At 61.0% G+C, this 25066-nt stretch carries 22 protein-coding genes and 3 pseudogenes; 17 read left to right on the top strand and 8 right to left on the bottom strand.

Annotated elements, in window-relative coordinates; genetic code table 11:
- The first annotated feature begins 112 nt into the window (after nt 1-112).
- From ACFSQT_RS14840 to ACFSQT_RS14820, 5 genes and pseudogenes are all read left to right on the top strand, one after another.
- Nucleotides 113-976 carry a class I SAM-dependent methyltransferase gene (locus ACFSQT_RS14840; RefSeq protein WP_379019766.1) on the top strand — a complete coding sequence of 288 codons (864 nt, stop codon included), beginning with the start codon at nt 113-115 and terminating at the stop codon, nt 974-976.
- 103 nt (nt 977-1079) lie between these two features.
- Nucleotides 1080-1607 (top strand): hypothetical protein, encoded by a 528-nt coding sequence (locus tag ACFSQT_RS14835; protein ID WP_379019764.1) that lies wholly within the window; start codon nt 1080-1082, stop codon nt 1605-1607.
- 77 nt (nt 1608-1684) lie between these two features.
- Nucleotides 1685-2329: a DUF1007 family protein gene (locus tag ACFSQT_RS14830; protein ID WP_379019762.1), complete on the top strand. Its 645-nt coding sequence runs from the start codon at nt 1685-1687 to the stop codon at nt 2327-2329.
- On the top strand, nt 2329-3057 hold the full coding sequence (locus tag ACFSQT_RS14825; RefSeq protein ID WP_379019760.1) for a nickel/cobalt transporter: 729 nt from the start codon (nt 2329-2331) through the stop codon (nt 3055-3057). Before ACFSQT_RS14830 ends, ACFSQT_RS14825 begins: the two co-directional genes overlap by 1 nt.
- 771 nt (nt 3058-3828) lie before the next feature.
- A pseudogene (locus tag ACFSQT_RS14820) lies at nt 3829-5182 on the top strand (tyrosine-type recombinase/integrase).
- A 327-nt stretch (nt 5183-5509) separates the two neighbouring features.
- Here ACFSQT_RS14820 and ACFSQT_RS14815 read toward each other — a convergent pair.
- From ACFSQT_RS14815 to ACFSQT_RS14800, 4 genes are all read right to left on the bottom strand, one after another.
- A protein-coding gene (locus ACFSQT_RS14815) for an IS630 family transposase (RefSeq protein WP_379018015.1) occupies nt 5510-6453 on the bottom strand; the annotation gives its coding sequence in 2 pieces (ribosomal slippage) (nt 5510-6117 and nt 6117-6453; 945 coding nt in all).
- Nucleotides 6454-6695: 242 nt separating this feature from the next.
- Nucleotides 6696-7430, bottom strand: a complete 735-nt coding sequence (locus ACFSQT_RS14810; RefSeq protein ID WP_379019866.1) for an alpha/beta fold hydrolase — start codon at nt 7428-7430, stop codon at nt 6696-6698.
- Nucleotides 7431-7435: 5 nt separating this feature from the next.
- On the bottom strand, nt 7436-8713 hold the full coding sequence (gene fabF, locus ACFSQT_RS14805; protein WP_379019758.1) for a beta-ketoacyl-ACP synthase II: 1278 nt from the start codon (nt 8711-8713) through the stop codon (nt 7436-7438).
- A 46-nt stretch (nt 8714-8759) separates the two neighbouring features.
- Nucleotides 8760-9338 (bottom strand): TetR/AcrR family transcriptional regulator, encoded by a 579-nt coding sequence (locus tag ACFSQT_RS14800; protein WP_379019756.1) that lies wholly within the window; start codon nt 9336-9338, stop codon nt 8760-8762.
- Between the two features lie 84 nt (nt 9339-9422).
- Between ACFSQT_RS14800 and ACFSQT_RS14795 the strand changes: the two genes are divergently transcribed.
- The 3 genes from ACFSQT_RS14795 to ACFSQT_RS14785 all read left to right on the top strand — a co-directional run bounded on the left by ACFSQT_RS14795 (nt 9423) and on the right by ACFSQT_RS14785 (nt 14456).
- Nucleotides 9423-10529 carry an efflux RND transporter periplasmic adaptor subunit gene (locus ACFSQT_RS14795; RefSeq protein ID WP_379019754.1) on the top strand — a complete coding sequence of 369 codons (1107 nt, stop codon included), beginning with the start codon at nt 9423-9425 and terminating at the stop codon, nt 10527-10529.
- Nucleotides 10529-13639 carry an efflux RND transporter permease subunit gene (locus ACFSQT_RS14790; RefSeq protein ID WP_379019752.1) on the top strand — a complete coding sequence of 1037 codons (3111 nt, stop codon included), beginning with the start codon at nt 10529-10531 and terminating at the stop codon, nt 13637-13639. Before ACFSQT_RS14795 ends, ACFSQT_RS14790 begins: the two co-directional genes overlap by 1 nt.
- 145 nt (nt 13640-13784) lie before the next feature.
- On the top strand, nt 13785-14456 hold the full coding sequence (locus ACFSQT_RS14785) for a TetR/AcrR family transcriptional regulator (protein WP_379019750.1): 672 nt from the start codon (nt 13785-13787) through the stop codon (nt 14454-14456).
- A 145-nt stretch (nt 14457-14601) separates the two neighbouring features.
- Here the strand turns inward: ACFSQT_RS14785 and ACFSQT_RS14780 are convergent, their stop codons facing one another.
- Both ACFSQT_RS14780 and ACFSQT_RS14775 read right to left on the bottom strand, forming a co-directional pair.
- Complete coding sequence (locus tag ACFSQT_RS14780; protein WP_379019748.1) at nt 14602-14757, bottom strand: hypothetical protein; 156 nt, start codon at nt 14755-14757, stop codon at nt 14602-14604.
- A 71-nt stretch (nt 14758-14828) separates the two neighbouring features.
- Nucleotides 14829-15340: pseudogene (locus ACFSQT_RS14775) on the bottom strand (transposase); the annotation flags it as partial.
- Between ACFSQT_RS14775 and ACFSQT_RS14770 the strand changes: the two are divergent.
- Nucleotides 15330-15473, top strand: coding sequence for a hypothetical protein (locus ACFSQT_RS14770; protein ID WP_379019874.1), 144 nt, complete (start codon nt 15330-15332; stop codon nt 15471-15473). The pseudogene ACFSQT_RS14775 and the gene ACFSQT_RS14770 sit on opposite strands and share 11 nt — an antisense overlap.
- 206 nt (nt 15474-15679) lie before the next feature.
- Here ACFSQT_RS14770 and ACFSQT_RS14765 read toward each other — a convergent pair whose 3' ends face one another.
- Nucleotides 15680-16708, bottom strand: a complete 1029-nt coding sequence (locus tag ACFSQT_RS14765) for a LacI family DNA-binding transcriptional regulator (protein WP_379019864.1) — start codon at nt 16706-16708, stop codon at nt 15680-15682.
- Nucleotides 16709-17038: 330 nt separating this feature from the next.
- Here ACFSQT_RS14765 and ACFSQT_RS14760 point away from each other — a divergent pair, with 330 nt between their 5' ends.
- The 8 genes and pseudogenes from ACFSQT_RS14760 (at nt 17039) to ACFSQT_RS14725 (ending at nt 24293) form a co-directional block, all read left to right on the top strand.
- Nucleotides 17039-18004: a substrate-binding domain-containing protein gene (locus tag ACFSQT_RS14760; protein WP_379019746.1), complete on the top strand. Its 966-nt coding sequence runs from the start codon at nt 17039-17041 to the stop codon at nt 18002-18004.
- Nucleotides 18005-18073: 69 nt separating this feature from the next.
- Nucleotides 18074-19129, top strand: a complete 1056-nt coding sequence (locus ACFSQT_RS14755; protein WP_379019744.1) for an ABC transporter permease — start codon at nt 18074-18076, stop codon at nt 19127-19129.
- Between the two features lie 8 nt (nt 19130-19137).
- A complete protein-coding gene (locus ACFSQT_RS14750) occupies nt 19138-19941 on the top strand; it encodes an ATP-binding cassette domain-containing protein (RefSeq protein WP_379019742.1) in 804 nt (267 codons plus the stop codon).
- A gap of 192 nt (nt 19942-20133) precedes the next feature.
- Entirely contained in the window at nt 20134-21138 is a 1005-nt protein-coding gene (locus tag ACFSQT_RS14745) for a Gfo/Idh/MocA family oxidoreductase (RefSeq protein WP_379019862.1), read from the top strand.
- Nucleotides 21135-22094 (top strand): sugar phosphate isomerase/epimerase family protein, encoded by a 960-nt coding sequence (locus tag ACFSQT_RS14740; RefSeq protein WP_379019740.1) that lies wholly within the window; start codon nt 21135-21137, stop codon nt 22092-22094. The genes ACFSQT_RS14745 and ACFSQT_RS14740 overlap by 4 nt, the downstream gene beginning before the upstream one ends.
- Nucleotides 22095-22128: 34 nt before the next feature.
- On the top strand, nt 22129-22929 hold the full coding sequence (locus tag ACFSQT_RS14735; protein WP_379019738.1) for a TIM barrel protein: 801 nt from the start codon (nt 22129-22131) through the stop codon (nt 22927-22929).
- Nucleotides 22930-22967: 38 nt separating this feature from the next.
- Nucleotides 22968-23989 (top strand): annotated as a pseudogene (locus tag ACFSQT_RS14730) (Gfo/Idh/MocA family oxidoreductase).
- Nucleotides 23990-24011: 22 nt separating this feature from the next.
- Complete coding sequence (locus ACFSQT_RS14725) at nt 24012-24293, top strand: MurR/RpiR family transcriptional regulator (RefSeq protein WP_379019736.1); 282 nt, start codon at nt 24012-24014, stop codon at nt 24291-24293.
- A gap of 350 nt (nt 24294-24643) precedes the next feature.
- On the opposite strand, the gene ACFSQT_RS14720 is transcribed toward ACFSQT_RS14725, so the two are convergent.
- The gene (locus ACFSQT_RS14720) at nt 24644-25054 is read right to left on the bottom strand and encodes a winged helix-turn-helix transcriptional regulator (protein ID WP_379019734.1); all 411 of its coding nucleotides are present in this window, start codon (nt 25052-25054) and stop codon (nt 24644-24646) included.
- Nucleotides 25055-25066 lie beyond the last annotated feature (12 nt).

Here is a 25066-nt window from a genome sequence, read left to right as displayed (position 1 = left end):
AGTGTCGGTGTCCACCAACAGAGTTTCCAGACATTCTGTCCAGTATGATACGCAAAGTCCAGGAGTTCGATGTGATTTGAGCTCGCTGCAAAGAAGCGGAAGGACACCAGACATGCACGCACCCAATCATCATGCCGGCAACGGCGCGCATCTCCGCAAGGGCGCCTTTGTGCTGCTTGCTAAACTGTTGCTGATCGCCGGCTTCCTCATGCTGGCCAAGCTGGGGATGGGATTTGTCGAAGCCGGTGCCTGGACGGCCGCGCTGCATGGCCTTGTCCTGCTCACCGTCGCCGTGGTGGCGCTGTGGAGCGGCTTGCACCACGCCGGCAGTGGCTCACACAGTGCGAGCGACAGGGGCATCGGCATCGTTCTGCACCGGGCGGCAGGCTACGATCTGCTCGCGCACGTGCTGACCTTCGGCCGCGAGAGTCAGTTTCGCGACTTCATGCTTCGTCTGGCTGAGCTCAAACCCGGCGAAGCGGTGCTCGATGTCGCCTGCGGAACGGGAACCCTTGCGATCGCCGCAAAACGGCAAGTCGGTCCGGGCGGCAGCGTCACTGGGGTCGATGCGTCGTCCGAGATGATCGAGCGGGCCCACGCCAAGGCCGTCCGCGCCGGTCTCGAAGCGACCTTCGTCAGCGGCACTGCGCAGGAACTTCCCTTCGACGATGCGCGGTTCGATATCGTGATCGGCACGCTGATGCTGCATCATTTGTCGAAGCCTGTGCGAGCGGCCTTCGCGCGTGAGGCGGCCCGCGTCCTGAAGCCCGGCGGCCGGTTGTTGCTCATCGATTTCGGCAGGCCTTTGCGCAAATCCAGATTGCTGCCCAGGCTTCACCGCCACGGTCATGTCGACATGGATCAGATCTGGGCACTGTTGACCGAGTACGGCTTTCAGATCGACGGCTGCGGCCCGGTCGGGACCAAGAACCTGAACTATATCGCCGCGACGACGAAGAGGGACAGGCAAGACTGATCAGCAAGGAAGCTCTTCAACTTGCCGACGCGTGCCGCCAGCCTATTTTGGTTTACGACAGTGAGGTCGCGAACAGCGTCGTCCCCGATCCAAGGCGTGTTTGATGTCCAGGTCTTTCTTCCTCCTGATGCTTGCGGCGACGTGCCTGTCATCGCAGCCCGTGCACGCCGGTGGCACCGACCGGGCTCTGGATGCCTTCCACAGGACATGCGTGGCGCAGGGCCCCGACTTCGAGCGCACGATGACGCTGGCGAAGACGCGCGGATGGGCGCCGCTTTCCGGCGACGCGGCGCTGGCGCCCGTCGACGAAATGACGGCTTTTCAAGCGTGGCAGACGGTGGGCGAGGACTTACCGGCCGGAGCCATGGTCGCCGTCGCCAAGGGCACCATGGACGGACGTGCCGTGCAGATATGCTCGGTCAAGCTGCTCGATGTCGACCGCGCCGAATTCGAAAAGCGATTCTTCGAGCGCACCGACGCCGAGAAGATTGGCGAGGCGCGGAAAGGCAAGCAGCTTTCCCGGCTCTACCTATTGATCGCCAGCAATCGCAGGCAGATGGTGCATTTGACCTCTTCCGCCGTCGAAGGCATACCGAACATCCTCATTGCAAGTTCCATCGTCGATAAGTGACGGGCGCCGTCCCATTTTTGCCGGCTTGGGCTGCCAGAGGTCCGGGCTTCTGAAGCGACAAGGAAGGACGGGTAAATATGCGGCCGACGGGAGCGATGGCAGGCGCGGTGTTGCTGCTGGCTTCGACCCTTGCGGCCGGCGCCCATCCGCACGTCTTCGCCGAGGCCAAACTGGACGTCGAGGTGGATGCGAACCGGACGGTGAAGACGCTGCGGCATCTTTGGCGGTTCGACGAGCTGTTCTCGAGCACGGTGCTGATGGAATTCGACAAGAACAGCGATCTCGTGCTCGACGCGAACGAACTCGACGCCGCCGCTCTCACCATCCACGCCTCGCTCGCCGAGTATAACTATTTTCAGATGGTCACCGCCGACGGCAAGGATGTGGCGATGAAGCCGCCCGCCAGGCTGGTCGCCAGCTTTGAGAACAATCAGCTCGTCATGCAGTTCGAGACGCAGCCTGCAGCGACGCTCCCGCTCGCGGGCAAAGTCAGCATCGGCGTCTACGACCCGACCTTCTACACGGCGATCGAGTTCACCGACGACGACAAGATGGCGGCGGCCGGCTTGCCGGCAAGCTGTTCGCGCGTCGTGGTGCGCCCGGATCCCGATGTGGCGATCGCCCAGAACCAGAAGAGATTGACCGACGCCTTCTTCACCGATCCAACCGGAACCAATCTCGCCAAGATCTTCGCGACGCGCCTCGAGTTGACCTGCGCCTGATGCAACCGCTATTCCAGACCCTCGTCGAGTTTCAGCGCACGATCTATCTGGCGCTTGGTGAGCAGATCAAGCTCTTTGCAGCCGGCGGTGACTGGCGTGCATTTGCTGCCTTCCTCCCGATGGGAGTGGTGTTCGGCGCAGCACATGCGCTTACTCCAGGCCACAGCAAGTCGATACTGGCAACCTATCTGACAGGGTCAGAATTTGGATTGGTGCGGGGGCTCGGCGTCTCGCTGGTTCTTTCTTTCACGCATGTCACGATCGCAGTGCTGATTGCGGTGCTTTCGCTGCCCCTTGTCTCGATCGCTCTCGGGAGCGTTGGCCAGGCGCCTATGCTGGAGGATCTCAGCCGGGGACTGCTGGGGCTTATCGGTCTGTGGATGCTTTGGCGTGCGTTCAGCCGCCATGGGCACAGCCACTACGGCCGTGAGGGGGAAGCCGTCGGCATCATGGCCGGTCTCATTCCCTGCCCTTTGACCCTTTTTGTCATGACGTTCGCAATCTCGCGGGGAGTGCCGGAGGCAGGTTTGGCTTTTGCGGTGACGATGATGATTGGCGTCGCGCTTACTCTGTCGGCGGTTGCTCTGCTGGCGATCTTTTTCCGTCAGCAGCTTCTCAATCTGCTGCAGTCGCATCCCAAGGCCTTGGCGCTAGTCACCCGCTCGATCGGAGGGATCGCCGGGGCGGTCCTGGCCGTCATCGCGATCCACGAAATATTCATGCGTTGATCCGGTGATCGTTACACGCGGTGTTGGCGGGACTAGGTCGGCTCTCCCCGTGGAGGGATAGATGCCCCGAGTCAGATGGCACGGGCGAACGGCCTGCGTCGAAGTTGCCGAAGGGTTTGTGCTCCTTGTCTCGCTTGGGCAAACCAACAGACGACTGGTCAGCCAAGCGCTTTTTAGAAAACGCCGGAGCGAACTCGGGCGAATGTGTCCGCTTTCCGAATGCTACAGCCGAAACCGGACAGGCAGGAAGCGGCCCCATTCCGGCCGTCTCCGATGATGAGCACCTCTAACGACTACGTGTCCAAATCCACGACGTACCGCACAACTTGACTGCTGCCTTTGTGGGCAGCAGTCAGTAGTCTACCGGTTGTTTGATGCCGGCTTTCGCAAGAAAATGGGCTACTTTTGCGGTATTCCGCACGATCTCGCATCGTTTGGCGCCAGTACTGTGAGTGGAAAAAAGGGCTTTGCCGCTTACGTGCAAATTACCCGACGTCGAACTGCGAGACCCATACCAACCCTAACTATTTGTAAAATATATAGAAACTGGCGCATCCGACAGGATTCGAACCTGTGACCTCTGCCTTCGGAGAATGGATAGTGGCTTCCGCCGAACCTATCCGTTTCCATCCGATTGCGCGCTATGTCACTGAAATCACAAAACAAATTTGAACTCGATCAGCGCCAACGGTACGACGGAGCGGCTCAAACCCCTCCCTGCCGTGCTTACGCAACGCTTACGCGGGGATTTCATGAAGGAACCTCCCGCGAATGGCGAAGCTGACCAAACGAACCGTCGATGCCACCGAAATCAGGTCCTCGGATTATGTCTTCTGGGACGACGACCTCCCAGGGTTCGGACTACGTGTCTTCAAATCGGGGAAGCGAAGCTATGTGGTGCAGTATCGCGCCGCCGGCCGTTCGCGTCGCGTCACGATCGGCCTGCACGGAGTATGGACTCCTGAAGAAGCCAGGCGTGAGGCGAAAGTCCTGCTCGGCCAGGTCGCAAGAGGCGGCAACCCCGCTGAGGAACGCAAGCTCCACCGCGAGGCAATCACCGTCAAGGAACTCCTGCAGCCGCTATCTCGAAGATCTGAGGAACGGACTTGTGCTCGGCAAGCGAGGCCGTCCGAAGAAGGCCACTACGATTTCTACCGATTTGGGTCGCATCGAGCAGCACATCGTTCCCCTGCTCGGTAACCGACGGGTGCGGGATTTGGCCAAGTCCGACATCACTCAGGCGATGAAGGACATCATGGCGGGTAAGACCCGCGCGAACGTCAAGACGGATAAACTGCGAGGGCGCGCCATCGTGCGCGGCGGCGCTGGCACAGCATCCCGAACGATCGGTCTCTTCGGCGGCATTCTCACCTATGCGGTTGAACTCGCCATCATCGAGCAGAATCCCGTGCATGGCGTTCGTAAGCCGAAGGACCTGGTCAACGCTCGCCGGCTCAGCGAGCAGGAATATCGCACGCTCGGCGACATTCTCCGAAAGGCGGTCGAGGACGGACAGTACGAGACCACCGCAGAAATCATCCGGATAATCGCCCTGACCGGCTGCCGACGCAGCGAGGTCATCGGTCTGCGTTGCGGTGAGATCGATGTCATGGGCAGTTGCCTGCGCTTGGCCGACAGCAAGGAGGGAGCATCAGTGCGTCCGATCGGCCTGCCGGTCCTCGAATACCTCGAGGGTTGCCGTGACGAGGAGCAGAGTACGGAAGACTATGTCTTTCCCGGCTGGGAGGATGGCGCGCCATTCGGGAGCTTCCCCAGGCAGTGGACGAAGCTACTCGAGGCGACCGACCTGGCCGGCATCACGCCGCACCTCCTGCGGCACAGCTTCGCCAGCATCGGCAATGACCTCGGGTTCACCGAAGCCACGATTGCCGCCTTGGTCGGTCATTCGCGAGGGACGGTGACCAGCCGCTACATCCACACCGTCGACACCGCGCTCATCATGGCGGCCGACAGCATCGCCGGTTACATCCAAGGCCTGCTGGATGGCGTCGCCTTCAACCACACCGCCTACGCGCTCGATCGGGATTCTCGGAAATCGGCGCTTGCACACTTCCTGGGGCAGACGAAGGGGACAGAGATCAAGGCAGACCGCGCTGCTACCTGATCAGGCCACTCTGACAATGGCCGCTTTGCGCCGGTGAGTTCAACTGGTCATAGCAACACCTTCTGTAGCCTATCGGCCGGCGTTTCGAAGTCCAGGATTTTTCGGGGGCGCTGATTGAGCCGAGAGCGACGGCGTTGAGTTGGACCGCCGGCGTGGCAGCGAAGGTCGCCGCGACGGTCCAGACATGACAACGGAGGACTCGAATTTTCTTGCATCTCATGATGCAGCAAAGCTCCTGTACGCGCCGCGTCCGCTGCTGGGCCAGCCCAGGGGTCGCCATCTCCCGTCATGAGGCTGTTGAGGTTCGGCAGCTAGAGCACGTCCGGTTTAATCTGGGTCATAACCTGCGGCCTTGAAGTAGTTCTGGCATTCGGCTGGGGTGAAGAGGTCGACGAGCGATCCGACGGCGGTCCACAGGGCTGTGATTGTCCTCTCGGCTTTGGCCCGCATAAGAGCCTTGAGTTTTGAGAAGGCGTTTTCGATCGGATTGAAGTCGGGGCTGTAGGGCGGCAGGAACATGAGCCTCGCGCCGGTCGTCTCGATTGCATCGCGAACGCCGGCGGCCTTGTGGGCGGGAAGGTTGTCCATCACGACGATGTCGCCCTCCGACAGGGTCGGGACCAGCACCTGCTCGACATAGGCCAGGAATACGTTGCCGTTCATGGCGCCGTCATAGACGAACGGGGCGGTCATGCCCGTCAGCCGCAGTGCGCCGGTGAAGGTGGTGGTTTTCCAATGGCCGTGCGGCACGCCCGCCCGGCAACGCTCACCGCATGGCGCACGGCCCCGCAGCCGGGCCATCTTGGTCGATAGTCCAGTTTCATCGATGAACACCAGCTTTGCCGGATCGAGATCGAGTTGGCCGTCGAACCACGCACGACGGCGCTTCAGGATGTCGGGACGATCCTGCTCCAGTGCATGTGCGGACTTTTTTTGAACGTCCAGCCGTGCCGGCCAAGCCAGGCGCTTAAGGCGCTGCGACTGATCCGAGCCGATCGCTCGACCGCCAGCCGCTCTACCATCTCGTTCAGCGTGATGTCCTTGCGCTCATCGATCAACCCCACGATGAAGGCTTTATGCGCATCGAGGCTGGACGCGCGTCGACGGCCTTGCGGCCGCGGCGTCCGCTCGCCGATCTTCGCCCGTGCGATCCACCGGATTGCACTCGATATGCCGACGCCGAACCGCGCCGCCGCCTGCCGGGCAGACATGCCCGCGTCCGAAGCCTTCAAGACCCGCGATCGAAGATCGTCGCTCAGTGCTCTTCCCATCATCCACCTCATCAAAGTGGATGTTGAATCACCCGCGAAGCCCGACGTCACATCACAATCGATTCATTGATCGCGGGACGTGCTCTAGCTCCCCAGTATGATGCGTGCCAGTCCCAATGGATTCTCCACCGCTGAAAAGTGTCCGGTATCCTTGAGCGTGAACATGCGCGCGTCAGGGAGCAGTGCCCTGGTCCGCTCCCTTTCGTTGGGGCGCGACCAGTCGCTGTCGCCATAGATGAGCGTTACGGGCGGTGAGACGAGCCGATACCGGTCCCGCGCCTCGCTCCAGGATCGCCAACCTGCCAGCACTTTGCGCGCGATGCGCTTATATCCAGGTCGTTGCGCCACCCGGCCGAACTCGGCCAGAAGCTCGGAAGGCAGTTTACGGGATCGTGATATCCGCCACCCATGATCTTGCCGAGTACCATCTGGTTTTCCATCCACGCATTGAACGGGCCAAGAATTGGGATCTGCAAACTTCCGATGATGAGGTTCGCGAGCCAGTTGCCACGTCGCAGGCCATCGCCATAACGGGTTTCGTAGTCGTAAGGATTGCTGGCGAACACGCGCTCGACCCGCCGCGGAATGGCGGCAGCGACCGTGAGAGCCAACGCACCCCCGATAGATTCGCCAACAAGCGTGACGCCGGTGAGGTTGAGCTTCTCGATGAAGCCGATGACGCTCTGCCTGAAATACGGCTCATCGAAGGACGCGAGCCGGTCGATCGGCGAATGGCCGTGTCCAGGCAGATCGATGGCATAAACCGTATACGACTTGGCGAGGAGGGGCGCCAAGCCGCGAAAATATTCCAGCTGTGTGCGGATCGTATGCATAAGGATCAATGGCGGCCCATTGCCGCTCTTTTCATAACGCAGACTGAGCGCGTCCGATATTTGCAAGAGGCTTGGCTGGGATTTGGTGGACGTTAGCATTTCATATCTCTTCTTTGTTTGTGACGGCAAATAAGGAAAGGGCATCTCAATCAACCGGCGCGCCAATCCCACCGTCGGAACAGCGCGCTGGCGTTGACGCCTCCGAAGCCGAAGCCATTGCAGATCGCGTAATCCATCTCCATTGGCCGGGCCCGGTTCGCGACGAAGTCGATCCCTTCACCCGCTGGATCAGGGGTGTTCAAATTCAGGGTAGGCGGTGCCACCTGATCCCTGAGCGCCAGGATCGCGAAGATCGCGCCAAGCCCGCCGGCGGCTCCAAGCAGGTGTCCGGTGGCCGCCTTCGTGCCGCTGACCGCTATGCCGTAATCTTCCCCGAAGACGCTTTTGATCGCGGCGATTTCCCCCAGGTCGCCGACTGGCGTGGAAGTCGCGTGCGCATTGAGGTGGCTGATCTCGCGCGCCGAAATGCCGGCTTGGGTAATCGCGATCTCCATAGCTCGACGCGCGCCATCGCCGTCCTCGGGACCGGAAGTGACGTGATGGGCGTCCGCCGTCGTGCCATAGCCGACCAGTTCGGCGAGCGGTTTGGCGCCGCGCGCAAGCGCGTGGCTCAATTCTTCGATGACCAGGATGCCGGCGCCTTCGCCCATGACGAAGCCGTCGCGCGACATGTCGAACGGGCGGGAGGCCTCCTCAGGACGATGATTGAAGGACGTAGAAAGAGAGCGTGCCGCGGCAAACCCACCGAGACTGACCGTATTCATGCAGGCTTCCGTTCCGCCGCACACTGCGATGTCAGCTTCATTGGCGCGGATAAGACGAGCCGCGTCGCCGATCGCTTGAATGCCGGCCGCGCACGCCGTCACCGGCGCTCCGAGCGGACCTTTGAAGCCGTGACGGATCGAAATCTGTCCTGCCGCCAGGTTGACGAGGAAGGATGGCACCGTGAACGGTGAAAGACGTCGAACACCGCGCTGATCGACCGTTCGCACCGCTTCGGTTATCGCGGGGAAGCCCCCGACGCCCGAAGCGATGATCGTCGCGGTGCGGACCCTGTCATTTTCCGAGACCGGCTTCCAGTTCGCCCGGACAATCGCCTCTTCCGCAGCCGCCAGTGCGAAGAGAATGAAGCGATCCACCTTGCGCTGGTCCTTCGGCGCTAGGACGGTATTGGGATCGAAGCCGGCTTCGGGATACTCTTCCAGGGAAGGAACCGTGCCGCCGATCTTCGCCGGCAGGTCTCCCACGACATCGTCCGGCAGACTGCGGATGCCCGAGCGACCGGCAAGCAGACGCGACCAGGACGCTTCCACATGTGCGGCAAGGGGCGTGACCGCTCCCATGCCCGTAACAACGATCCGTCGCATCTATTCTCCTATCACTTGGGTGCGTCGCCAGCGCTGCGTGCGGCTTTCAAGCCGCGAGTGCTTCGCGAACTTGATCGGACGCTGCACCCAGAAAAGCCTTCGCGAGGTCGGGATCATTAACAGCGCGCGAGAGGACGACCGCACCGACCATTGTCGAGAGAACGGCCATGGCCTTACCGCCGGCCTCCTCGCCGCCGGCTTTGCCAACCCATGAGCCCAGCATCTCGAGGTATTCTCGGATGCCGGCCTCAAATGATGCCTTCACCTCGGCGCCTTGCCTGGCAGCATCCGAGCCAAGCGCAACCACCGGGCAGCCGTCCGTCTTTTCCTCGCGATGCCCCGTGCTGAGATAGAAGTCGATCACGGCGCCAAGCGGATCCTTAGGGCTCGCCGCGGCCGCCGTCGACCATCGGTTCGCGGCGCTCTCCAATGCCCGTCTGGACGCCTGCGCGACCAAGTCGTCCTTGGACGCGAACTGCTTGTAGAACCCGCCTTGGGTCAGCCCGGCGCCCTCCATCAAATCCTTGACGCCGATGCCATCGAATCCGCGCTCCCGAAAAAGCCGGCTCGCTACATCGATCACGGTTTGCCGGTTCTGCTCGGCTTGGCTGCGAGTCACACGCATCGTCCGTCTCCTTTTTGATTGCGTTCATAATCTATATCAGTTATAGAGTACGAATGCAATCTATTTTCACAGAAGGCGATGGGCATGAAAAAGCGACTTGTTATTGGACTGGGGAGCATCTTGGTCGTGGGGCTAGGGGTGGCCGCATTCATTACGCTTCGCACGCAGACGGCCACTGCCGCGGCTGACCCGAGGCAGGAACCTCCGATGGTCAGACTGGTGACGGCAGCGGGGGTCACCGGATCTGACCGCAGCTTCACGGGCACAATTGCGGCGAGGGTGCAGAGCAATCTTGGGTTTCGCGTCCCCGGCAAGATCATCGAGCGACTTGTGAACGTCGGCGAACAGGTCAAGGCAGGCCAACCGCTGCTGCGGATCGATGACACCGATCTCGTTCTTGCGCTCACCGCGAAGCGCAACGCTGTCGCTGTGGCACGCGCTGTCCTGGTTCAGACGAGCGCCGACGAAAAGCGCTATGCCGTCCTGGTCCAGAAGGAATTGGCTGCAACTCCGCAGCGTTACGAGCAGGCGAAGGCAGCACTTGATACCGCGACCGCACAGCTCGCGGCCGCGGAAGCGGAAGCGAAGGTCGCGCAGAACGAGGCGGCCTATTCCATTCTGGACGCGAACGCAGATGGAACGGTTGTTGAAACGCTTGGCGAGCCGGGACAGGTTGTCACCGCGGGACAGACCGTGGTTCGGATCGCGAACGCCGGTCCCCGCGAAGCGGTTGTCGCGCTTCCCGAAACGATCCGGCCGGCGATAGGCTCGGTAGCCGAGGCGGGGATGTACGGGGCCGATGGGCAGCATTATACGGCGCATCTCCGACAGTTGTCGGACGCCGCCGATCCCCAGACCCGCACCTATGAGGCCCGCTATGTGCTCGACGGTGAGGCCGCGGCAGCACCGCTTGGCGCGACGGTAACCATTCGGCTTGCAAGCCAGGCGAGTGAAACGGAGGTCCAGGTTCCGCTGGGAGCCGTGCTGGATGATGGCCAGAAGACCGGCGTTTGGATTCTGGACGGCGCAACCTCGACCGTACATTTTCGGCCCGTCAAGCTTGTTCGTTTGACGAGCGAAACCGCCGTGATCTCCGGGCTGAGTTCCGGTGATTCGATTGTTGCGCTCGGCGCTCATCTTCTGCGGGAGGGCACCCGCGTCAGGACTGCTTCTGGAAGCGGGAGCAACTGATGAACCTCAATTTCTCCGCGATCGCCGTTCGCGAGCGAGCCGTAACCCTCTTCTTCATCATTCTGCTGGTCGCCGCCGGCGCCTATGCCTTCCTCATGCTTGGACGGGCGGAGGATCCTTCCTTCACGATCAAGACGCTGACGGTCACGACGGTATGGCCGGGCGCGACGGCGCGCGAGATGCAGGACCTCGTCGCCGAACCGTTGGAGAAGCGGCTTCAGGAATTGACCTGGTACGACCGTGTTGAGACGACGACACGGCCAGGCTATGCCTATTTGACGGTTACGCTGAAGGACAGCACACCGCGATCCAGCGTGCAGGAGGAGTTCTACCAGGCCCGCAAGAAGCTCGGGGATGAAGCCCGCAACCTGCCACCCGGTGTGCTCGGTCCCTTCGTCAACGATGAATATTCGGACGTGAGCTTCGCCCTTTATGCATTGAAGGCCCAAGGCATGCCGATGCGAGAACTCGCGAGGCAGGCCGAGACCATTCGCCAGGACCTTCTGCACGTGCCTGGCGTTAAGAAGATCAACATCCTCGGCGAACGTCCCGAGCAGATATTCGTCGAGTTTTCCTATGCCAAGCTGGCGACCCTTGGCGTGTCGGCACAAGACATCATTGCCGCCTTGCAGCGGCAGAACACCGTCACGCCGGCGGGCTCGATCGACACAGAGGGGCCGCAGGTCTTCATCCGGGTCGACGGCGCCTATGACAGTGTCCAGGCGATCGCCGACACGCCGATTGTCGCCGCGGGACGGACGCTGAAGCTGTCCGACGTCGCCGAGGTCCGGCGCGGCTACGAGGATCCTCCCACCTACGTCATCCGGCACCAGGGCGAGCCGACCATCATGCTCGCGGCGGTGATGCAGGAGGGCTGGAATGGTCTTGATCTCGGCAAGGCGCTGGAGGAGAGGTCCGCTTCCATCGCACAGACGCTGCCGCTCGGAATGACGCTGGCCAAAGTGAGCGATCAGGCCGTCAACATCGGCTCGTCGGTCAACGAGTTCATGCTCAAATTCGCGATGGCGCTTGGCGTGGTGCTGCTGGTGAGCCTGCTCAGCCTCGGCTGGCGCGTCGGCATCGTCGTGGCGGCCGCCGTCCCGCTGACGCTCGCCGTCGTGTTTCTCATCATGCTGGAAACCGGCCGGTTCTTCGACCGCATCACGCTCGGCGCCCTCATCCTGGCGCTTGGCCTCCTCGTCGACGACGCCATCATCGCCATCGAGGTGATGGTGGTGAAAATGGAAGAGGGCATGGACCGCATCAAGGCGGCGGCCTATGCGTGGAGCCACACCGCGGCGCCGATGCTCTCAGGCACGCTGGTGACGATCGCCGGGTTCCTGCCGGTGGGCTTCGCGCGCTCGACGGCCGGAGAATACGCCGGCAACATCTTCTGGGTCGTGGGGTTCGCCCTTATCGTCTCCTGGATCGTCGCTGTGATCTTCACCCCTTATATGGGCGTCAAGATGCTGCCCGCGATTAAACCGGTCGAAGGCGGCGTTCACGCCATATACAACACACCGAACTATCGGCGCCTTCGCCGGCTCATCACCTTTGCCGTGCGCCACAAGTTCGTGACCTGCGCTGCCGTCGGCATCGTCTTCGCGCTTTCGGTTGTCGGCATGAGCGGTCTCAAGCAGCAGTTCTTCCCGACATCCGATCGCCCTGAAGTGCTGGTCGAAGTTCGCCTGCCGGAAGGCACCAGCATCGAGACGATGACCGCCACGGTAGAGAAGCTGGAGCATTGGCTTGGCGACCAACCCGAGGCCAAGATCGTGACGAGCTATGTCGGTCAGGGCGCACCGCGCTTCTTCTTCGCGATGGCGCCGGAACTGCCTGATCCCGCCTTCGCAAAGATCGTCGTGCTGACACCGGACGCGGAGGCACGCGAGGTGTTGAAGCACCGGCTCCAGCAAGCGGTGGCGCAGGGGTTAGCGCCCGAGGCCTATATCCGCGTGACGCAACTCGTGTTCGGCCCCTACACGCCGTTCCCGGTCGAGTTCCGGGTCAAGGGACCCGATCCGGCGGAACTATACGCCATCTCCGAGAAGGCCCTCGACGTCATGCGAGGCGTCCCAGACGTGCGCCAGGCCAATCGCGACTGGGGCAATCGCACGCCAGTACTGCGCTTCATCCCGGATCAGGATCGGCTGAACCTCATCGGCCTTTCGCCGACGGAGGTGGCCCAGCAACTCCAGTTCCTCCTCACCGGCATCCCCGTCACGCAAGTGCGCGAGGACATTCGCAATGTCCCCATCGTGGCGCGCAGCGCCGGCGGCGAGCGGCTGGATCCATCGCGTCTGGCGGATTTCTCGCTGATGAGCCGGGATGGCCGCCAGATCCCGCTCGACCAGATCGGCCATTCGGAAGTCCGCCTGGAAGAGCCGATCATGAAGCGCCGCGATCGCACGCCGGTCATCACGATCCGCTCGGACATCAACGAGGCGACCCAGCCTCCGGAGGTTTCCAAGCAGATCATGACGGCCCTTCAGCCGCTGATCGCATCCCTTCCGGCCGGCTATCGCATCGAATTGGGCGGATCTATCGAGGAGGCGACCAAGGCCAACACCGCGCTGGGTAAAGTCTTCCCAGTCATGATAGCCGCCATGCTGATCGTCATCATGCTGCAGGTGCGATCCTTCTCGACGATGGCGATGGTCGTGCTGACCGCACCGTTAGGCTTGGTTGGCGTCGTGCCGATGCTGCTCGCCTTCAACCAGCCGTTCGGATTCAACGCCATTCTGGGCCTGATAGGATTGGCCGGCATCCTGATGCGCAACACGCTGATCCTGACGGAACAGATCAAGGAGAACCGTGCGGCCGGCCTTGACGACTATCACGCCGTCATCGAGGCCACGGTGCAACGCACGAGGCCGGTGATCCTGACCGCACTTGCCGCCGTGCTGGCCTTCATCCCCCTCACGCACTCCGTCTTCTGGGGATCGATGGCCTATACGCTAATCGGCGGCACGGCGGCGGGCACGATACTGATCCTGCTGTTCCTTCCAGCGCTCTATGTCGCGTGGTTCCGGATCAAGCCGACCGCGGATGAGGTCAAGGAGGTTTCGACGCAGGAACCGCAAGTGACAGCAGCAATGGCGGCTGAGTAGGAGCCGGTTATCGCAGGACACGGTTCAAGTTCCCGCCGTTGGCTTTACCCGACCAAGGCAAGGCCAACGGCTCGAACTTGCCACTTACTGGTGATCGTCCACGCCAGTCCGGCAGGTTCGTGCTTCATCAATTCTGGAGATATCCATGAATCGTCCGGTCCGAACGCGAACTGATCCCGACGAGGTGCGTACACGCATCCTGGAGGTGGCGGAGGCACACTTTCGCCGCATCGGCTACCATAAGACATCGGTGGCCGACATTGCTTCCGAACTCGGCATGAGCACGGCAAACGTCTACCGCTTTTTCCCCTCCAAGGGTGCGATCAAAGAGTCCATCTGCGGGCTGGTCGTGAACGAGGTCGCCGAGATCGCCTCTACTATCGCGCAATCGAGCGCGCCAGCCTCGGAGAAGCTTATCCGTCTTCTGACCGCGGTCCACCACCACGGCAAGGCGATCCTGGTCAAGGAACAGCGCATGCACGACCTCATTGTCGCCGCCATGCAGGAGAACTGGGCGATCACCAAGGCGCATATCGAGCGTATGGTCACGATCCTTGAGGCGATCATCCGCGAGGGCATCGACGCGGGCGAATTCAAGGTAGAAGATCCCGCGGAGGCGGCGCGTGCCGTCCATACCGCGTTCACGGCGTTCTTCCATCCAATTCTGATCGAGCACTGCCTCGAACACGGAGAGGAGACCGAAGCGGGCCTGCGCGCGCAGATTCGCTTTAGCCTGAAAGCTCTCGGCAAGCCTAACATGCCATCGCAGACTTTTGCTTCGCTAATGAATGCTGGAATCGAAAACAGGTCTGCCTGATCGGCGTCAAGACGGAAGGCACCAGCGAATGGCGTCTTTCTCACTGCTTCGTTCCAGAACCGACCGTCTGCTTGCGTGAAGAGTTTCGGGCGCCGGCAGGCGTACGAAAGTCCCGAGGAAGGAACCCGCGGGCCACAATCGATGGCTATGGGGATTTCGATTTGCGGTTGATGTCGGCGATGGCGTGTCTGCCGTAGGGAAGCAGCGCGATGGATGCGGGCGGACCGCTTCGCCTTCCGGCCACGCGGCGTTGTCGGCTCGTCGCGCGGCCGGATGCGTCCCCTGCGGCGTCGATGATCATCGCGAGCGCGTGTGGATCCGTTGCCGGAGGCTGAGCGCCTGCGGCTGGAGGCTGGATCATGTCATGCCGGGTCACCGGACGGTCCCCCGGTTCGTCGTGGTTGCGTCCGGCGGTCCGCGCGGCTGCCTCCACCGTTCGATCGTCTCGATGACGATCATGCGTCCGCCGCAGCAGGGGCATGGCGGCCGGACATCAGCCGGCTCTTCCGAGGTATCGTTATCGGATGGCGCAGCGACGTTCAGTAGTTCGCGGGCGCGTACGAGGCTGCCCTTGCGGGAGCTGCCAGCAAGCAGGCCGTAATGCCGGATGCGATGGAAGCCGTGCGGCAGGACATGGAGCAGGAAGCGGCGGATGAACTCATCAATCGCGAGCACCATGACCTGCTGACGGTCGGCGTGCGCGACAGATAGGCGAGCACCGCTTCCGGCCCGGCGAAGGGCGCCTTGGCGTAGACCACCCAGCGCTTCTTCCGGACGGGAGCAAGGTGGCGCAGGAAGGCCCGGCGATCTGCCAGGTGCGCCATTGTTCCGAAGAAGGCTAACCGCCCGGCGTCGTGCAGCGCGATCAGCCTGTTGACTGAAAGTACTGCCGTCCATCTCGACGCTTGCGCCAATAAGATCGCTGCCTTCATTGCCGCGGCGACATCGGGCAAGAAGGCCGTGTCGAGTGGAGCGGATGGCCTCGTCGCGCTGAAGCCGGCCGGTGCGGCGCTATAGTCGGCGACATCTGGCAAGACCCGTCTGCCCCAACTAGCTCGTTTGATTTCAAGCAGGCCGGGCGGGCAAGCGAATGTGCTCCCGTCGGCGATCAACGCTTGCGCTGACAGTGGGCTGCTACATCCTGATGCCGTCCATTATGCTACAGAACATCCCCAAGGTATTGAGAGCGACCATTTCGGGTGAAGAGAATATGCCGAATATCTTCAAACGCTCTCTGGACTGTACATATCGAACCCGAAGGTTACCCGGAATACGCCAGCGTCGCGACCGGCGTTTTTCGCCTTCATAAGAGTTGCGATTGTCTCGAACGCGAAGCGGTCGATGGGATGCGATATGATCAGGGAGATCGTGCCATCGATTAATGCGGCACGCGTATCTTCAAAGAGTTCATAACCCACAACGACAAAGTCGTCTCGCTTGGGGGTGGCACGAAGTGCAGCGATGGCGCCGGTAACACCTCCGCCGGAAATAAACAGTCCACACATGTCCGGATGGTCTGTCAGTAGCTTTTCCACGTGCTCTCTCGCAACCACTGCAGATTCGTAAGTCGGCAGCGGTTCAAGCAACGTGAAGCCAGAATTGTGCTCGCGGAAGTAGGAACGAAACCCGCTTTCGTTCATCTCTTGGTTGCGCAGCCGATGGCTTCCGACGAGTATGCCGATCTTTCCGGGAAACCGCACCATCCGGTCGAAAGCCCACGCCGCAGCACGTCCCACCTTCCAGTTATCGAGGCCAACGAAACTGATATTCCCTTTTGCTGTCAGTGGGCCGATGAGGGAGACAACCGGAACTCCCTTCTCCAGAACGCTGTCGATGGCATCGGCGACAACCGGGTGCTGTGGCGCAACGATCGCAAGGGATTCGCACCGTTCACCCAAAGATATGATATGCGATGCGACCTTTTCAGGGGTTAAGTCTTCAAGAAACTCCAGCCTCAAGTCGATACGGCCCCCTGAATAAGCCTCAGCGGCTTGGGTGATCGCATCGCCCAAGATTCGATAGAAAGTGCGCTCCTTGCGCTGCAGGAGAACGCCGAACCGGTGCGTAATTTGCGGCGCTTTAACAGCATGTTTGATCGTACCCAGCCCGTAGAACCCGATCTCTTCGGCAGCTGCCGACACGCGCGCCCGAGTATGGCTCCGGACTGACCCAGGCTGATAGAGAACGCGGTTTACTGTCGACACAGACACGCTTGCAGCCTTCGCAAGGTCTGGAATTGTCGGCCTCTTCATATCAATTAATTCCATTTTAGGCGGAGGAGCCATCAAATCATTTCATGAGCTGAATGTTGCGAAGTGATTTGAGACGAATTTTTGAAGTTATTATGATCTGCGTTGACCTGAAAGATGTCAACAATGCATGCAAGTGTGGTTGACAGCGCTCGACGATCTCAAGCCGTCAACGCTTTGGGGGAGGCCCATCGCAAAAACTGAAGGATGTAATCCAGCGCCTGTGCGCCGGGATTGCGGAAGTGTGAGTGCCTGCACGCCTAAACGGCCGATCGGCAAAAACCATATCTCGAGCCGCAATGATGTGGCTTTAACCTGAGGGAGGATTTCGACATGAATTTCACCAAAAAGATCGCGGCAGCGGTTATGGCAGCAATGCTCGCTTCCAGCGCCTATGCCGGAGACAAGGATATCGCTGTCATCGTGGGCTCGGCCCAGGACGGCTTCTGGAACATGGTCAAGAAGGGGGTCGATGACGCGAAGCTTATGGTTGAAGCGAACGGTGGCACCGTCAACTTCATGCAGACACAGAATTACGACAACTTTGGCCCGGACCTGGCCTCGCTGATCGAGCAGGCCGTGGCCCAGGGCGCGAAGGGAATTGCTATCCCGAACTGGCTGCCGGAATCGGAAACTCCGGCTCTTAAGGCTGCCCGAGACAAAGGCGTCGTCATCGTGTCCTTTAACGCTGGTCAAAGCGAAATGGGCAACTATGGCGCACTGAACTATTTCGGTTCGGACGAGTATCTCGCCGGTGTCGAAGGCGGCAAGTACCTTGCCTCACACGGTGCCAAGAAGATCCTTTGCCATATTCAGAACCCAGGCGCCGTGAATTTGGAAACCCGCTGCAAGGGCGTTCAGGACGGTGCCAAGGCAGCTGGGGCCGACACCTTCATCCTGCGCGTTCCTGCAAACCTCGATCAGGACATGAACGGCACCTCGGAAGCCATCAAGTCCGAGTTGATCGCGGATACCTCGATCGACGCGGTCATTACCCTGGCTGCTTGGGCGGCTGACGCTGCGGCCAATTCCATCGAACAGCAGGGCCAGGGCCGCAAGATCCAGCTCGGAACTTTCGACATGTCGGCCTCGGTTCTGGATCGCATCTCGAAGGGTACCCAGACCTTCGCTATCGACCAGCAGCCCTACCTGCAAGGCTTCCTTGCAACCTCCATGCTGTTCGCCAATCTCAAGTTTGGTACGGCGATTGCGACGAAGCCGGTTCTGACCGGTCCCGCTATCGTCGATGCTTCCAATGTAGCTTCGGCCATCGAGGGCGTGAAGCTCGGCGCACGCTGAGCCTGCTTGTAAGGACCCGGCCGCGCGGTTGGTCGGGTCTATTCAAAGCAACATGAGGATTGAGGCCCAATGACCGAACCAAACTCAAACAATGATCCCGTCAACACCACAAGCGCTGAAGGCTCATCAGCCGGTTCTTCATTCAAGGCCTTTTTCCGCAGTCCTGCTGCCGGTGCTCTCATGGGATTTGTGGCTGTTTTCATCCTCTTTTCCATCTTCGGCTACAGCCGCAATTTCCTATCCGTCGCAGGGATTACGACCTGGGTGAACTTTGCGTCTCTTATCGGCATGATCGCCATCCCGGTCGGATTTCTGATGATCGCCGGCGAGCTTGATATCTCGACCGGAGCGGTCCTGCCTGCCGCGACGATGACGGTAGCCATCGTTTGTGAACACTATCAGATGCCTGAGGTAATCGGTGTGGCTGCGGCCTTGGCCATTGGGGCGCTCATAGGCTTCATTAACGGCTTTATCGTCACGCGTACCCGGGTACCGTCGTTCATCGTGACGTTGGCTACGCTCTTTGCCGTCGCCGGTTTGACTCTTTTTCTGTCTATTTTCTTTATCAACAACACGAATTCTTTCCACCATCCTCCGGAGTGGGCGAAATCGCTCTTTGGCGGCAAGGTCTATGGCTTCAATTCCTCAGTGTTTTGGTGGGCAGGCCTCATCGCCGCCTTCGCATTCTTCCTGCATTATTCGCCCAAGGGCAGCTGGGTTTTCGCATTGGGCGGTGATCAGGAAAGTGCACGGAATGCTGGCATTCCGGTCGCGCGGCTGAAGATTGCGCTCTTTATGGTGTGCTCGACCTCGGCCGCCTTTGCTGGTGTCTTGCAGGTCATGACCTTCAGTTCGGCCACGTCACAGGCAAACTTCGGGCTGATCTTCAACACAATCATCTCTGTCGTCGTGGGCGGCGTTTTGCTGACTGGAGGCTTCGGAACGGTGATGGGCATCGTCTTCGGCGTGCTGACCCTGTCAATCGTCACTCAAGCAATCGGCTTTACCGAGATCGACCGGAACCTGTCCTTCCTCATTATCGGCGTCATGCTTCTGATCGCGGTTCTGCTGAACGACACTTTCCGTCATCTGGCGACCAGCTGGTCCGGGACCAAGAAGAAGTGAGAACGACAATGTCCGATAAGAAACCCGTTCTCGAACTGCGCAATGTCGACAAGTCCTTCGGTCCGATTGACGTTCTCAACGATATTAGTCTGAAAGTGGGTGAAGGCGAAGTGCTGTGCCTTCTCGGCGATAACGGCGCCGGTAAGTCGACCCTTATCAAGACGCTGTCTGGTGTCTGTCAGCCCACGCGCGGCGAAATCCTGATGGATGGCGAGACAACAGTCTTCTCCCGCCCGCGCGAGGCGCAAGAGCGCGGCATCGCGACGGTTCACCAGTTTGGCGGCACGTACCCCCTGATGTCCATCGGGCGGAACTTCTTCATGGGCGCCGAGCCGACGAAGGGTTTCGGCCCATTCAGGGTGTTCGACCGCAAAAGAGCCAACCGCGTCGCCGTTGAGGAAGTCCAGAAGATGGGAATTACACGGATCACCGACGGTGATCGCCTGGTCGGCGGGCTTTCCGGTGGTGAACGGCAGTCCCTGGCTATCGCAAGGGCAGTCTATTTCGGGGCCCGCGTGCTGATCCTTGACGAGCCAACGGCAGCCCTCGGTGTCAAGCAGGCGGCGCATGTGCTTCGCATAGTCAACGAGGCCAAGCGCCGCGGCCTGGCCGTTGTCTTCATTACCCATCAGGTCATGCATGCCATGGCTGTCGGGGATCATTTCGCTGTCCTTATCCGTGGCGCCATCGCCGCTGACTTCCGCAAGGGCGAGAAGACGCGGGAGCACATTGCCGACCTCATGGCGGGTGGCGAATCCATGGCGGATCTTGAAGCAAGTATCGAAGGAAATATGGAAACCCAAGGTGGTTAACCGCCGCCAACTCATGGGCCGGCGGGAACACTCCGCCAGTTGCCGGGCCTGAGCTCCCGCAGGGGGTATTTTGCAAAGCCCACCTGCAACGCAGGACGGGAGATTCTCCACACTCCCCCGCAGCAAAGCGACCGGGTCGCAAGCAACGGTCCGTTCGCAAATTCTCTCAAACCCGGTTTCAGGGCGAATAGCATGACAACGAGAATAGCCGTCATCGGCGCAGGATTGATGGGAGCCGATCACGCGAAGATCGTCGCCGAGGAACTTCCCGGCGCCAGCCTACAGGTGGTCTGCGACATGGATGGGGCCCGTGCCCGGAAGGTTGCTGATGCCTATGGCGCGGAGGATGTTGCCAGCGATCCGGAAGGCGTGATTGCCCGCAGCGATGTGGATGCCGTCATCGTAGCAAGCCCCGATTTTACCCATGCGCCCCTGTCGCTCGCCTGCATCCGGGCCGGCAAGAAGGTGCTCTGCGAAAAGCCCCTTGCGCAATCGTCCGCCGAATGCCTCGCGGTCATGCAGGCCGAGCAGAAAGCCGGCCAGCGCTTCGTGCAGGTTGGTTTCATGCGGCGCTTCGACCAGTCCTATATCGAGATGCGGCGCGCCATTGCCGATGGCACGCTGGGCCGCCCGCTGATGATGCATAATTTCCACCGCAATGTGGAAACGCCTGCCGCCGATTTCACCGGCGCCATGGCGATTTCCAATTCCGCTCCCCACGAATTCGATGTGGTGCGACACGTGCTGGGCACGGAATATGCCGCAATCTCGGCCTTCCAGGCGAAGCGCTCTGATGGGCTGGTCGCCCCGGTCGTCATGGTTCTGGAAACGACCGATGGCCAGATCGTCAATATCGAGATCAACAATAACGCCGCTTATGGCTATGACGTGCGCGCTGAACTTGTCGGTGAGAAGGCCAGCATCGCGATGAACCATGTGGCCTATACCCGGCTGGACCGTGCGCTCGGCACCCATGCGGCTTACGACGCAGACTGGCGCGGCCGCTATTTTGAAGCCTATCGCCGCCAGAACCGCGCCTTCCTGCGCTTTGTCGAGACGGGTGAATTCCCCGCCATCGCGTCGAGCGGCTGGGAAGGCTATGTCGCCGCCGTGGTGGCTGAAGCGGGCGTCAGAGCCCTCATCGAAGGGCGCAGGCAGCTCGTTTCCATGATTGAAAAACCGGAGTTCTACGCATGAAACTGGGTTTCGTATCCGACAGCCTCGGCGGACTCCCCTTCCACGAACTGCTCGACCATGCGGTGCGCTTGGGCGTCTCCGGCGTCGAGGTCAATACCTGTGGCTGGTCGACCGCTCCACATTTCGATCTCAAGTCCATGCTTGGCAACAAGGCCGCCCAGCGCGATTTTCTGAAGGCCTTTTCGGATCGCGGGCTGCAGGTGATCAGCCTCAATGCGAATGGCAATACGCTGCACCCGACCGACCCGGCACAGGGCGAGGGTTTGAAGGACACCATTCGCGTGGCGGGTGAGCTGGGTATCGGGACCGTCTGTACCATGTCGGGTCTTCCCGCTGGAAACGCTACCGATACCATGCCGAACTGGGTCGTCTCCTCCTGGCCGCCGGAAACGCAAGCCATCCTGAAATACCAGTGGGAAGAGAAGCTCTTTCCCTTCTGGACCGAGATTGTCGCGCTGGCCAGGGAAAACGGCGTCGAGAAGATCGCGCTGGAGCTGCATGGCAACCAGTGCGTCTACAATGTCCCATCGCTCTTCAAGCTACGGAGCGAAGTGGGCACGATCATCGGTGCAAACCTCGATCCCTCGCATCTTTTCTGGATGGGGGCCGATCCGCTGATTGCGGTGGAGGCACTAGGGAATGCCATCTATCACGTCCACGCCAAGGATACGTTCCTCAACGCTCCCAAGCAGGCGGTTGCCAGCCTGCTCGAAAACGGCAGCCTGATGGATATTCCCGCCCGTTCCTGGTCCTACATCACGCTCGGCTTCGGCCATGGCGAGGAATGGTGGCGGCAGTTCTGCTACCGGCTGAGAATGGCCGGTTACGACGGCTGGCTCTCCATCGAGCACGAGGACGTGGTCCTCAACTCGCTGGAAGGGCTCGAAAAATCCGTCGCGCTGCTCAAGGGTGTCATGCCTGCCGCTCCGGCCGACTACAAACCACAAGATATTTGAGGCCAACAATCTACCTCGAACCAGGATACTGATGATGACAACGGCCCCTGAAACCTCGGGACCTTTTACGCTCGCGGTTTGCGCGGAAATGGTGTTCCGCTCGCTGCCCGTGCTCGACCGTCTCAAGCGGATCACCGAACTCGGCTTCGTCGCCGAAATCTGGGACTGGACGAAGCACGACATCGCGGCACTGGCCAAGTCCGGCGCCTCGTTTTCTTCGATGACCGGCTATGTTACGGGGACGCTTGCCGATGACGCGGGCGCGGACGAGCTGATCAGGACGGCGAAACTCTCAATCCCAGTCGCCAAGCAACTGAACTGCCCGCGACTCAACCTGCACGGCACCGGGCTGGACGGCCAGGGCCTTCCGGTCGTCAGATCCGAAGTCGTGACCGGTGCGATGTGGCTCAAGGCCCGCGATACGCTCGAGCGTATCGCCGACCTCGGCGAACACGAGGGCGTGACCTTCGTGCTCGAAAACCTTAACGAGGCCGTCGACCACCCGAAAACGCCATTTGCCAAAGCCGCCGACACGATCGCGCTGGTGTCGTCCGTCAACCGGCCGTCGCTCAAACTCAATCTCGATCTCTACCATGCGCAGATCGGCGAAGGGAATCTGATCGAACTCTGCCGCCTGGCGCTTCCACACATTGGCGAGATCCAGGTGGCCGATGTTCCCGGGCGCACCGAGCCCGGCACCGGCGAAATCAACTATCCGGCCATCGCACGTGCCCTCGACGCGATGGGCTATCGCGGCGTCATCGGCATGGAGGCATGGCCGTCGGGCGACGACGAACTGGCGCTCAGCCGCTTCCGCCAGGCTTTCACCGTTTAAGTCCGCCACTTTCTCAACGTCGAAATTCGGAGCATCAAATGCCTGCCCAACGTCCCGTGAACGTCGCCCTGATCGGGGCCGGCCGCATCGGTTCCTTTCACGCCGAATCCGTTGCGCGCCGGCTTGTCGACGCAAACCTGGTCGCGATCGCCGACCGGCCCAGGGCGCGGCGCAAGCGCTCGCCCGAAAGTTGGATGTATCCAACGCCGTAACCGATGTCTCGGCGGTGCTCTCCGACCCGGCGGTTGAAGCCGTCATCATTGCATCGCCGGCGCGCTTCCACGCCGGCCTTGCCGTTCAGGCGGCCGAAGCCGGCAAGGCCGTGTTTTGCGAAAAGCCCATGGCGCTGACCCTCGAAGAGGCCGATCGCGTCATCGCCGCCGCGTCCAGCGCCGGGGTGCCGCTGCAGGTCGGCTTCAACCGGCGCTGGGACCAGGCTTTCGCCGAAGGGCGCGCGGCGATCGATGCGGGCAAGGTCGGAACGCCGCAGTTGATCCGGTCGCTGACGCGCGATCCCGGCCCCTACGGCGGCAGTCCGGAAAGGACGCCACGCTGGACGATCTTCTACGAAACCTTGATCCACGACTTCGACACGCTTGTCTGGCTCAATCCCGAAGCCCGGCCCGTCGAGGTGACGGCAATAGCGGATGCGCTCGTGCGTCCCGACTTCAAGGACAAGGGCTTCCACGATACGGCTGTCGTCACCATCCGTTTCGAGAATGGTTCGATCGCCGTAGCCGAAGCCAATTTCTCCGCCATGTATGGCTACGACATCCGCGGCGAAGTCTTGGGTTCGGGCGGCATGATCACCATGGGCGACGTGCGCCGTTCGAGCATGACCCTCTACGACAGCAACGGCGTGTCCAGCGACACCTGGCGGCGTGACACCGATCATTTCGTGCATGCCTATACCGCGCAGTTGGCTTCGTTCGTCAACGCGGTTCGCAGCGGCGTAGTGACCGGGCCCACCGGCCAGGATGCACGCACCGCGCTTTCGATCGCCCTTGCATGCATCAAATCGGTGGAAGAGAGGCGCACCGTGTCAATGAGCGAAATCTGACGGATGGGGCGAAGGTGGGGACATGGCCGTTTCGGAAGATGGCACCAACCGGGCGGCGAGTTTTGCAGACCTGAAAAGATGGGTCGCTGGTCGCGAGATCGTTTTCCCGCCGCAAGTCAAGAAATTGGCGGCGGCCGCCTTCGCGCATCCTGAGCTCCTGGCCTTTGAGAGTGCGAACAAAATCGCTGCGCAGGCAGGCGTCTCGAAGACGACAGTCGCTCGATTCGCCAAGCTCCTCGGCAATCGAAACCTTAAAGAGGCCAGGCGCATCTTTCGAGACGAACTGCGGCGGCGCAATAGATAGGCGTCTGGCGAGAGAGCGGGTTAGGTTTTGCGCAAAATTGATCTCTTGAATGGTCGTGCGCGGTGCACAGCGGATGTATCGCGTCCTACGTCCCTCTGGCGCCCTGGGCGGCCGTTGGCAGCCATAAGCATGGAACCGGTAGCGGCCAGGCTGGATCCGCGCCAGGAACGTTGGTCCGATCAATGTCGTGTCGAATTGGCGCACAGGGACTTATAGGAGCGTTGGTAAGGCAAAGTATACTGGACACCCTGGACGGTAGCAGGCGGCATTATCGGGTCTGGAGAATCATCGCCCAGAATACAACGCCACTGCATGCGTCGCTCCGCCAGCGCTGTCGGTCAGCGTTGCGTTCATGCGAATGACTGGAGCAGCGACCTGTCCGCGACTGTCGTTCCGCTACCCGTGGCGTCGAACGTCTGTCGCGCCGCGGTTACGTCCGGCAGTTTCACAAGCGTCCAATTGTGCAGTTCCCGAAGCGGCTCCCGCAACGTGCGTCCCAGCGGCGTGACCTGATACTGCACCGCGACCGGCGAAAGCGAAATCACCTCTCGGGCTATCAGGCCGTTGCGCTCCAGCCGGCGGAGGCACTGGGTGAGCGCCTTCTGGCTCACGCCTTGCAGCCGGCGACGGATGGCGTTGAAGCGCTGCGGACCGTCATCAAGCACGGCCAGCACCATCATCGACCATTTATCAGCTATCTGATCGAACAGGGCCCGGCTGGGGCAGTCCGACGAGAAGCAAAGCGGTTCGAGGTCAAGCATTGCCGGTTTCCT

The organism is Mesorhizobium calcicola (genome assembly GCF_042682105.1).
Taxonomy (GTDB): Bacteria; Pseudomonadota; Alphaproteobacteria; order Rhizobiales; family Rhizobiaceae; genus Mesorhizobium; species Mesorhizobium calcicola.
This window is presented reverse-complemented; position numbering and strand designations above follow the sequence as displayed.

Coding starts and splice junctions, on each gene's coding strand:
- ACFSQT_RS14735 (WP_379019738.1), top strand. CDS start 22,129: ATGACAACGGCCCCTGAAACCTCGGGACCTTTTACGCTCGCGGTTTGC.
- ACFSQT_RS14720 (WP_379019734.1), bottom strand. CDS start 25,054: ATGCTTGACCTCGAACCGCTTTGCTTCTCGTCGGACTGCCCCAGCCGG.
- ACFSQT_RS14785 (WP_379019750.1), top strand. CDS start 13,785: ATGAATCGTCCGGTCCGAACGCGAACTGATCCCGACGAGGTGCGTACA.
- fabF (WP_379019758.1), bottom strand. CDS start 8,713: ATGCGACGGATCGTTGTTACGGGCATGGGAGCGGTCACGCCCCTTGCC.
- ACFSQT_RS14755 (WP_379019744.1), top strand. CDS start 18,074: ATGACCGAACCAAACTCAAACAATGATCCCGTCAACACCACAAGCGCT.
- ACFSQT_RS14790 (WP_379019752.1), top strand. CDS start 10,529: ATGAACCTCAATTTCTCCGCGATCGCCGTTCGCGAGCGAGCCGTAACC.
- ACFSQT_RS14725 (WP_379019736.1), top strand. CDS start 24,012: ATGGCCGTTTCGGAAGATGGCACCAACCGGGCGGCGAGTTTTGCAGAC.
- ACFSQT_RS14810 (WP_379019866.1), bottom strand. CDS start 7,430: ATGCCCTTTCCTTATTTGCCGTCACAAACAAAGAAGAGATATGAAATG.
- ACFSQT_RS14800 (WP_379019756.1), bottom strand. CDS start 9,338: ATGCGTGTGACTCGCAGCCAAGCCGAGCAGAACCGGCAAACCGTGATC.
- ACFSQT_RS14745 (WP_379019862.1), top strand. CDS start 20,134: ATGACAACGAGAATAGCCGTCATCGGCGCAGGATTGATGGGAGCCGAT.
- ACFSQT_RS14765 (WP_379019864.1), bottom strand. CDS start 16,708: ATGAAGAGGCCGACAATTCCAGACCTTGCGAAGGCTGCAAGCGTGTCT.
- ACFSQT_RS14825 (WP_379019760.1), top strand. CDS start 2,329: ATGCAACCGCTATTCCAGACCCTCGTCGAGTTTCAGCGCACGATCTAT.
- ACFSQT_RS14840 (WP_379019766.1), top strand. CDS start 113: ATGCACGCACCCAATCATCATGCCGGCAACGGCGCGCATCTCCGCAAG.
- ACFSQT_RS14740 (WP_379019740.1), top strand. CDS start 21,135: ATGAAACTGGGTTTCGTATCCGACAGCCTCGGCGGACTCCCCTTCCAC.
- ACFSQT_RS14830 (WP_379019762.1), top strand. CDS start 1,685: ATGCGGCCGACGGGAGCGATGGCAGGCGCGGTGTTGCTGCTGGCTTCG.
- ACFSQT_RS14750 (WP_379019742.1), top strand. CDS start 19,138: ATGTCCGATAAGAAACCCGTTCTCGAACTGCGCAATGTCGACAAGTCC.
- ACFSQT_RS14795 (WP_379019754.1), top strand. CDS start 9,423: ATGAAAAAGCGACTTGTTATTGGACTGGGGAGCATCTTGGTCGTGGGG.
- ACFSQT_RS14835 (WP_379019764.1), top strand. CDS start 1,080: ATGTCCAGGTCTTTCTTCCTCCTGATGCTTGCGGCGACGTGCCTGTCA.
- ACFSQT_RS14760 (WP_379019746.1), top strand. CDS start 17,039: ATGAATTTCACCAAAAAGATCGCGGCAGCGGTTATGGCAGCAATGCTC.
- ACFSQT_RS14780 (WP_379019748.1), bottom strand. CDS start 14,757: ATGATCATCGACGCCGCAGGGGACGCATCCGGCCGCGCGACGAGCCGA.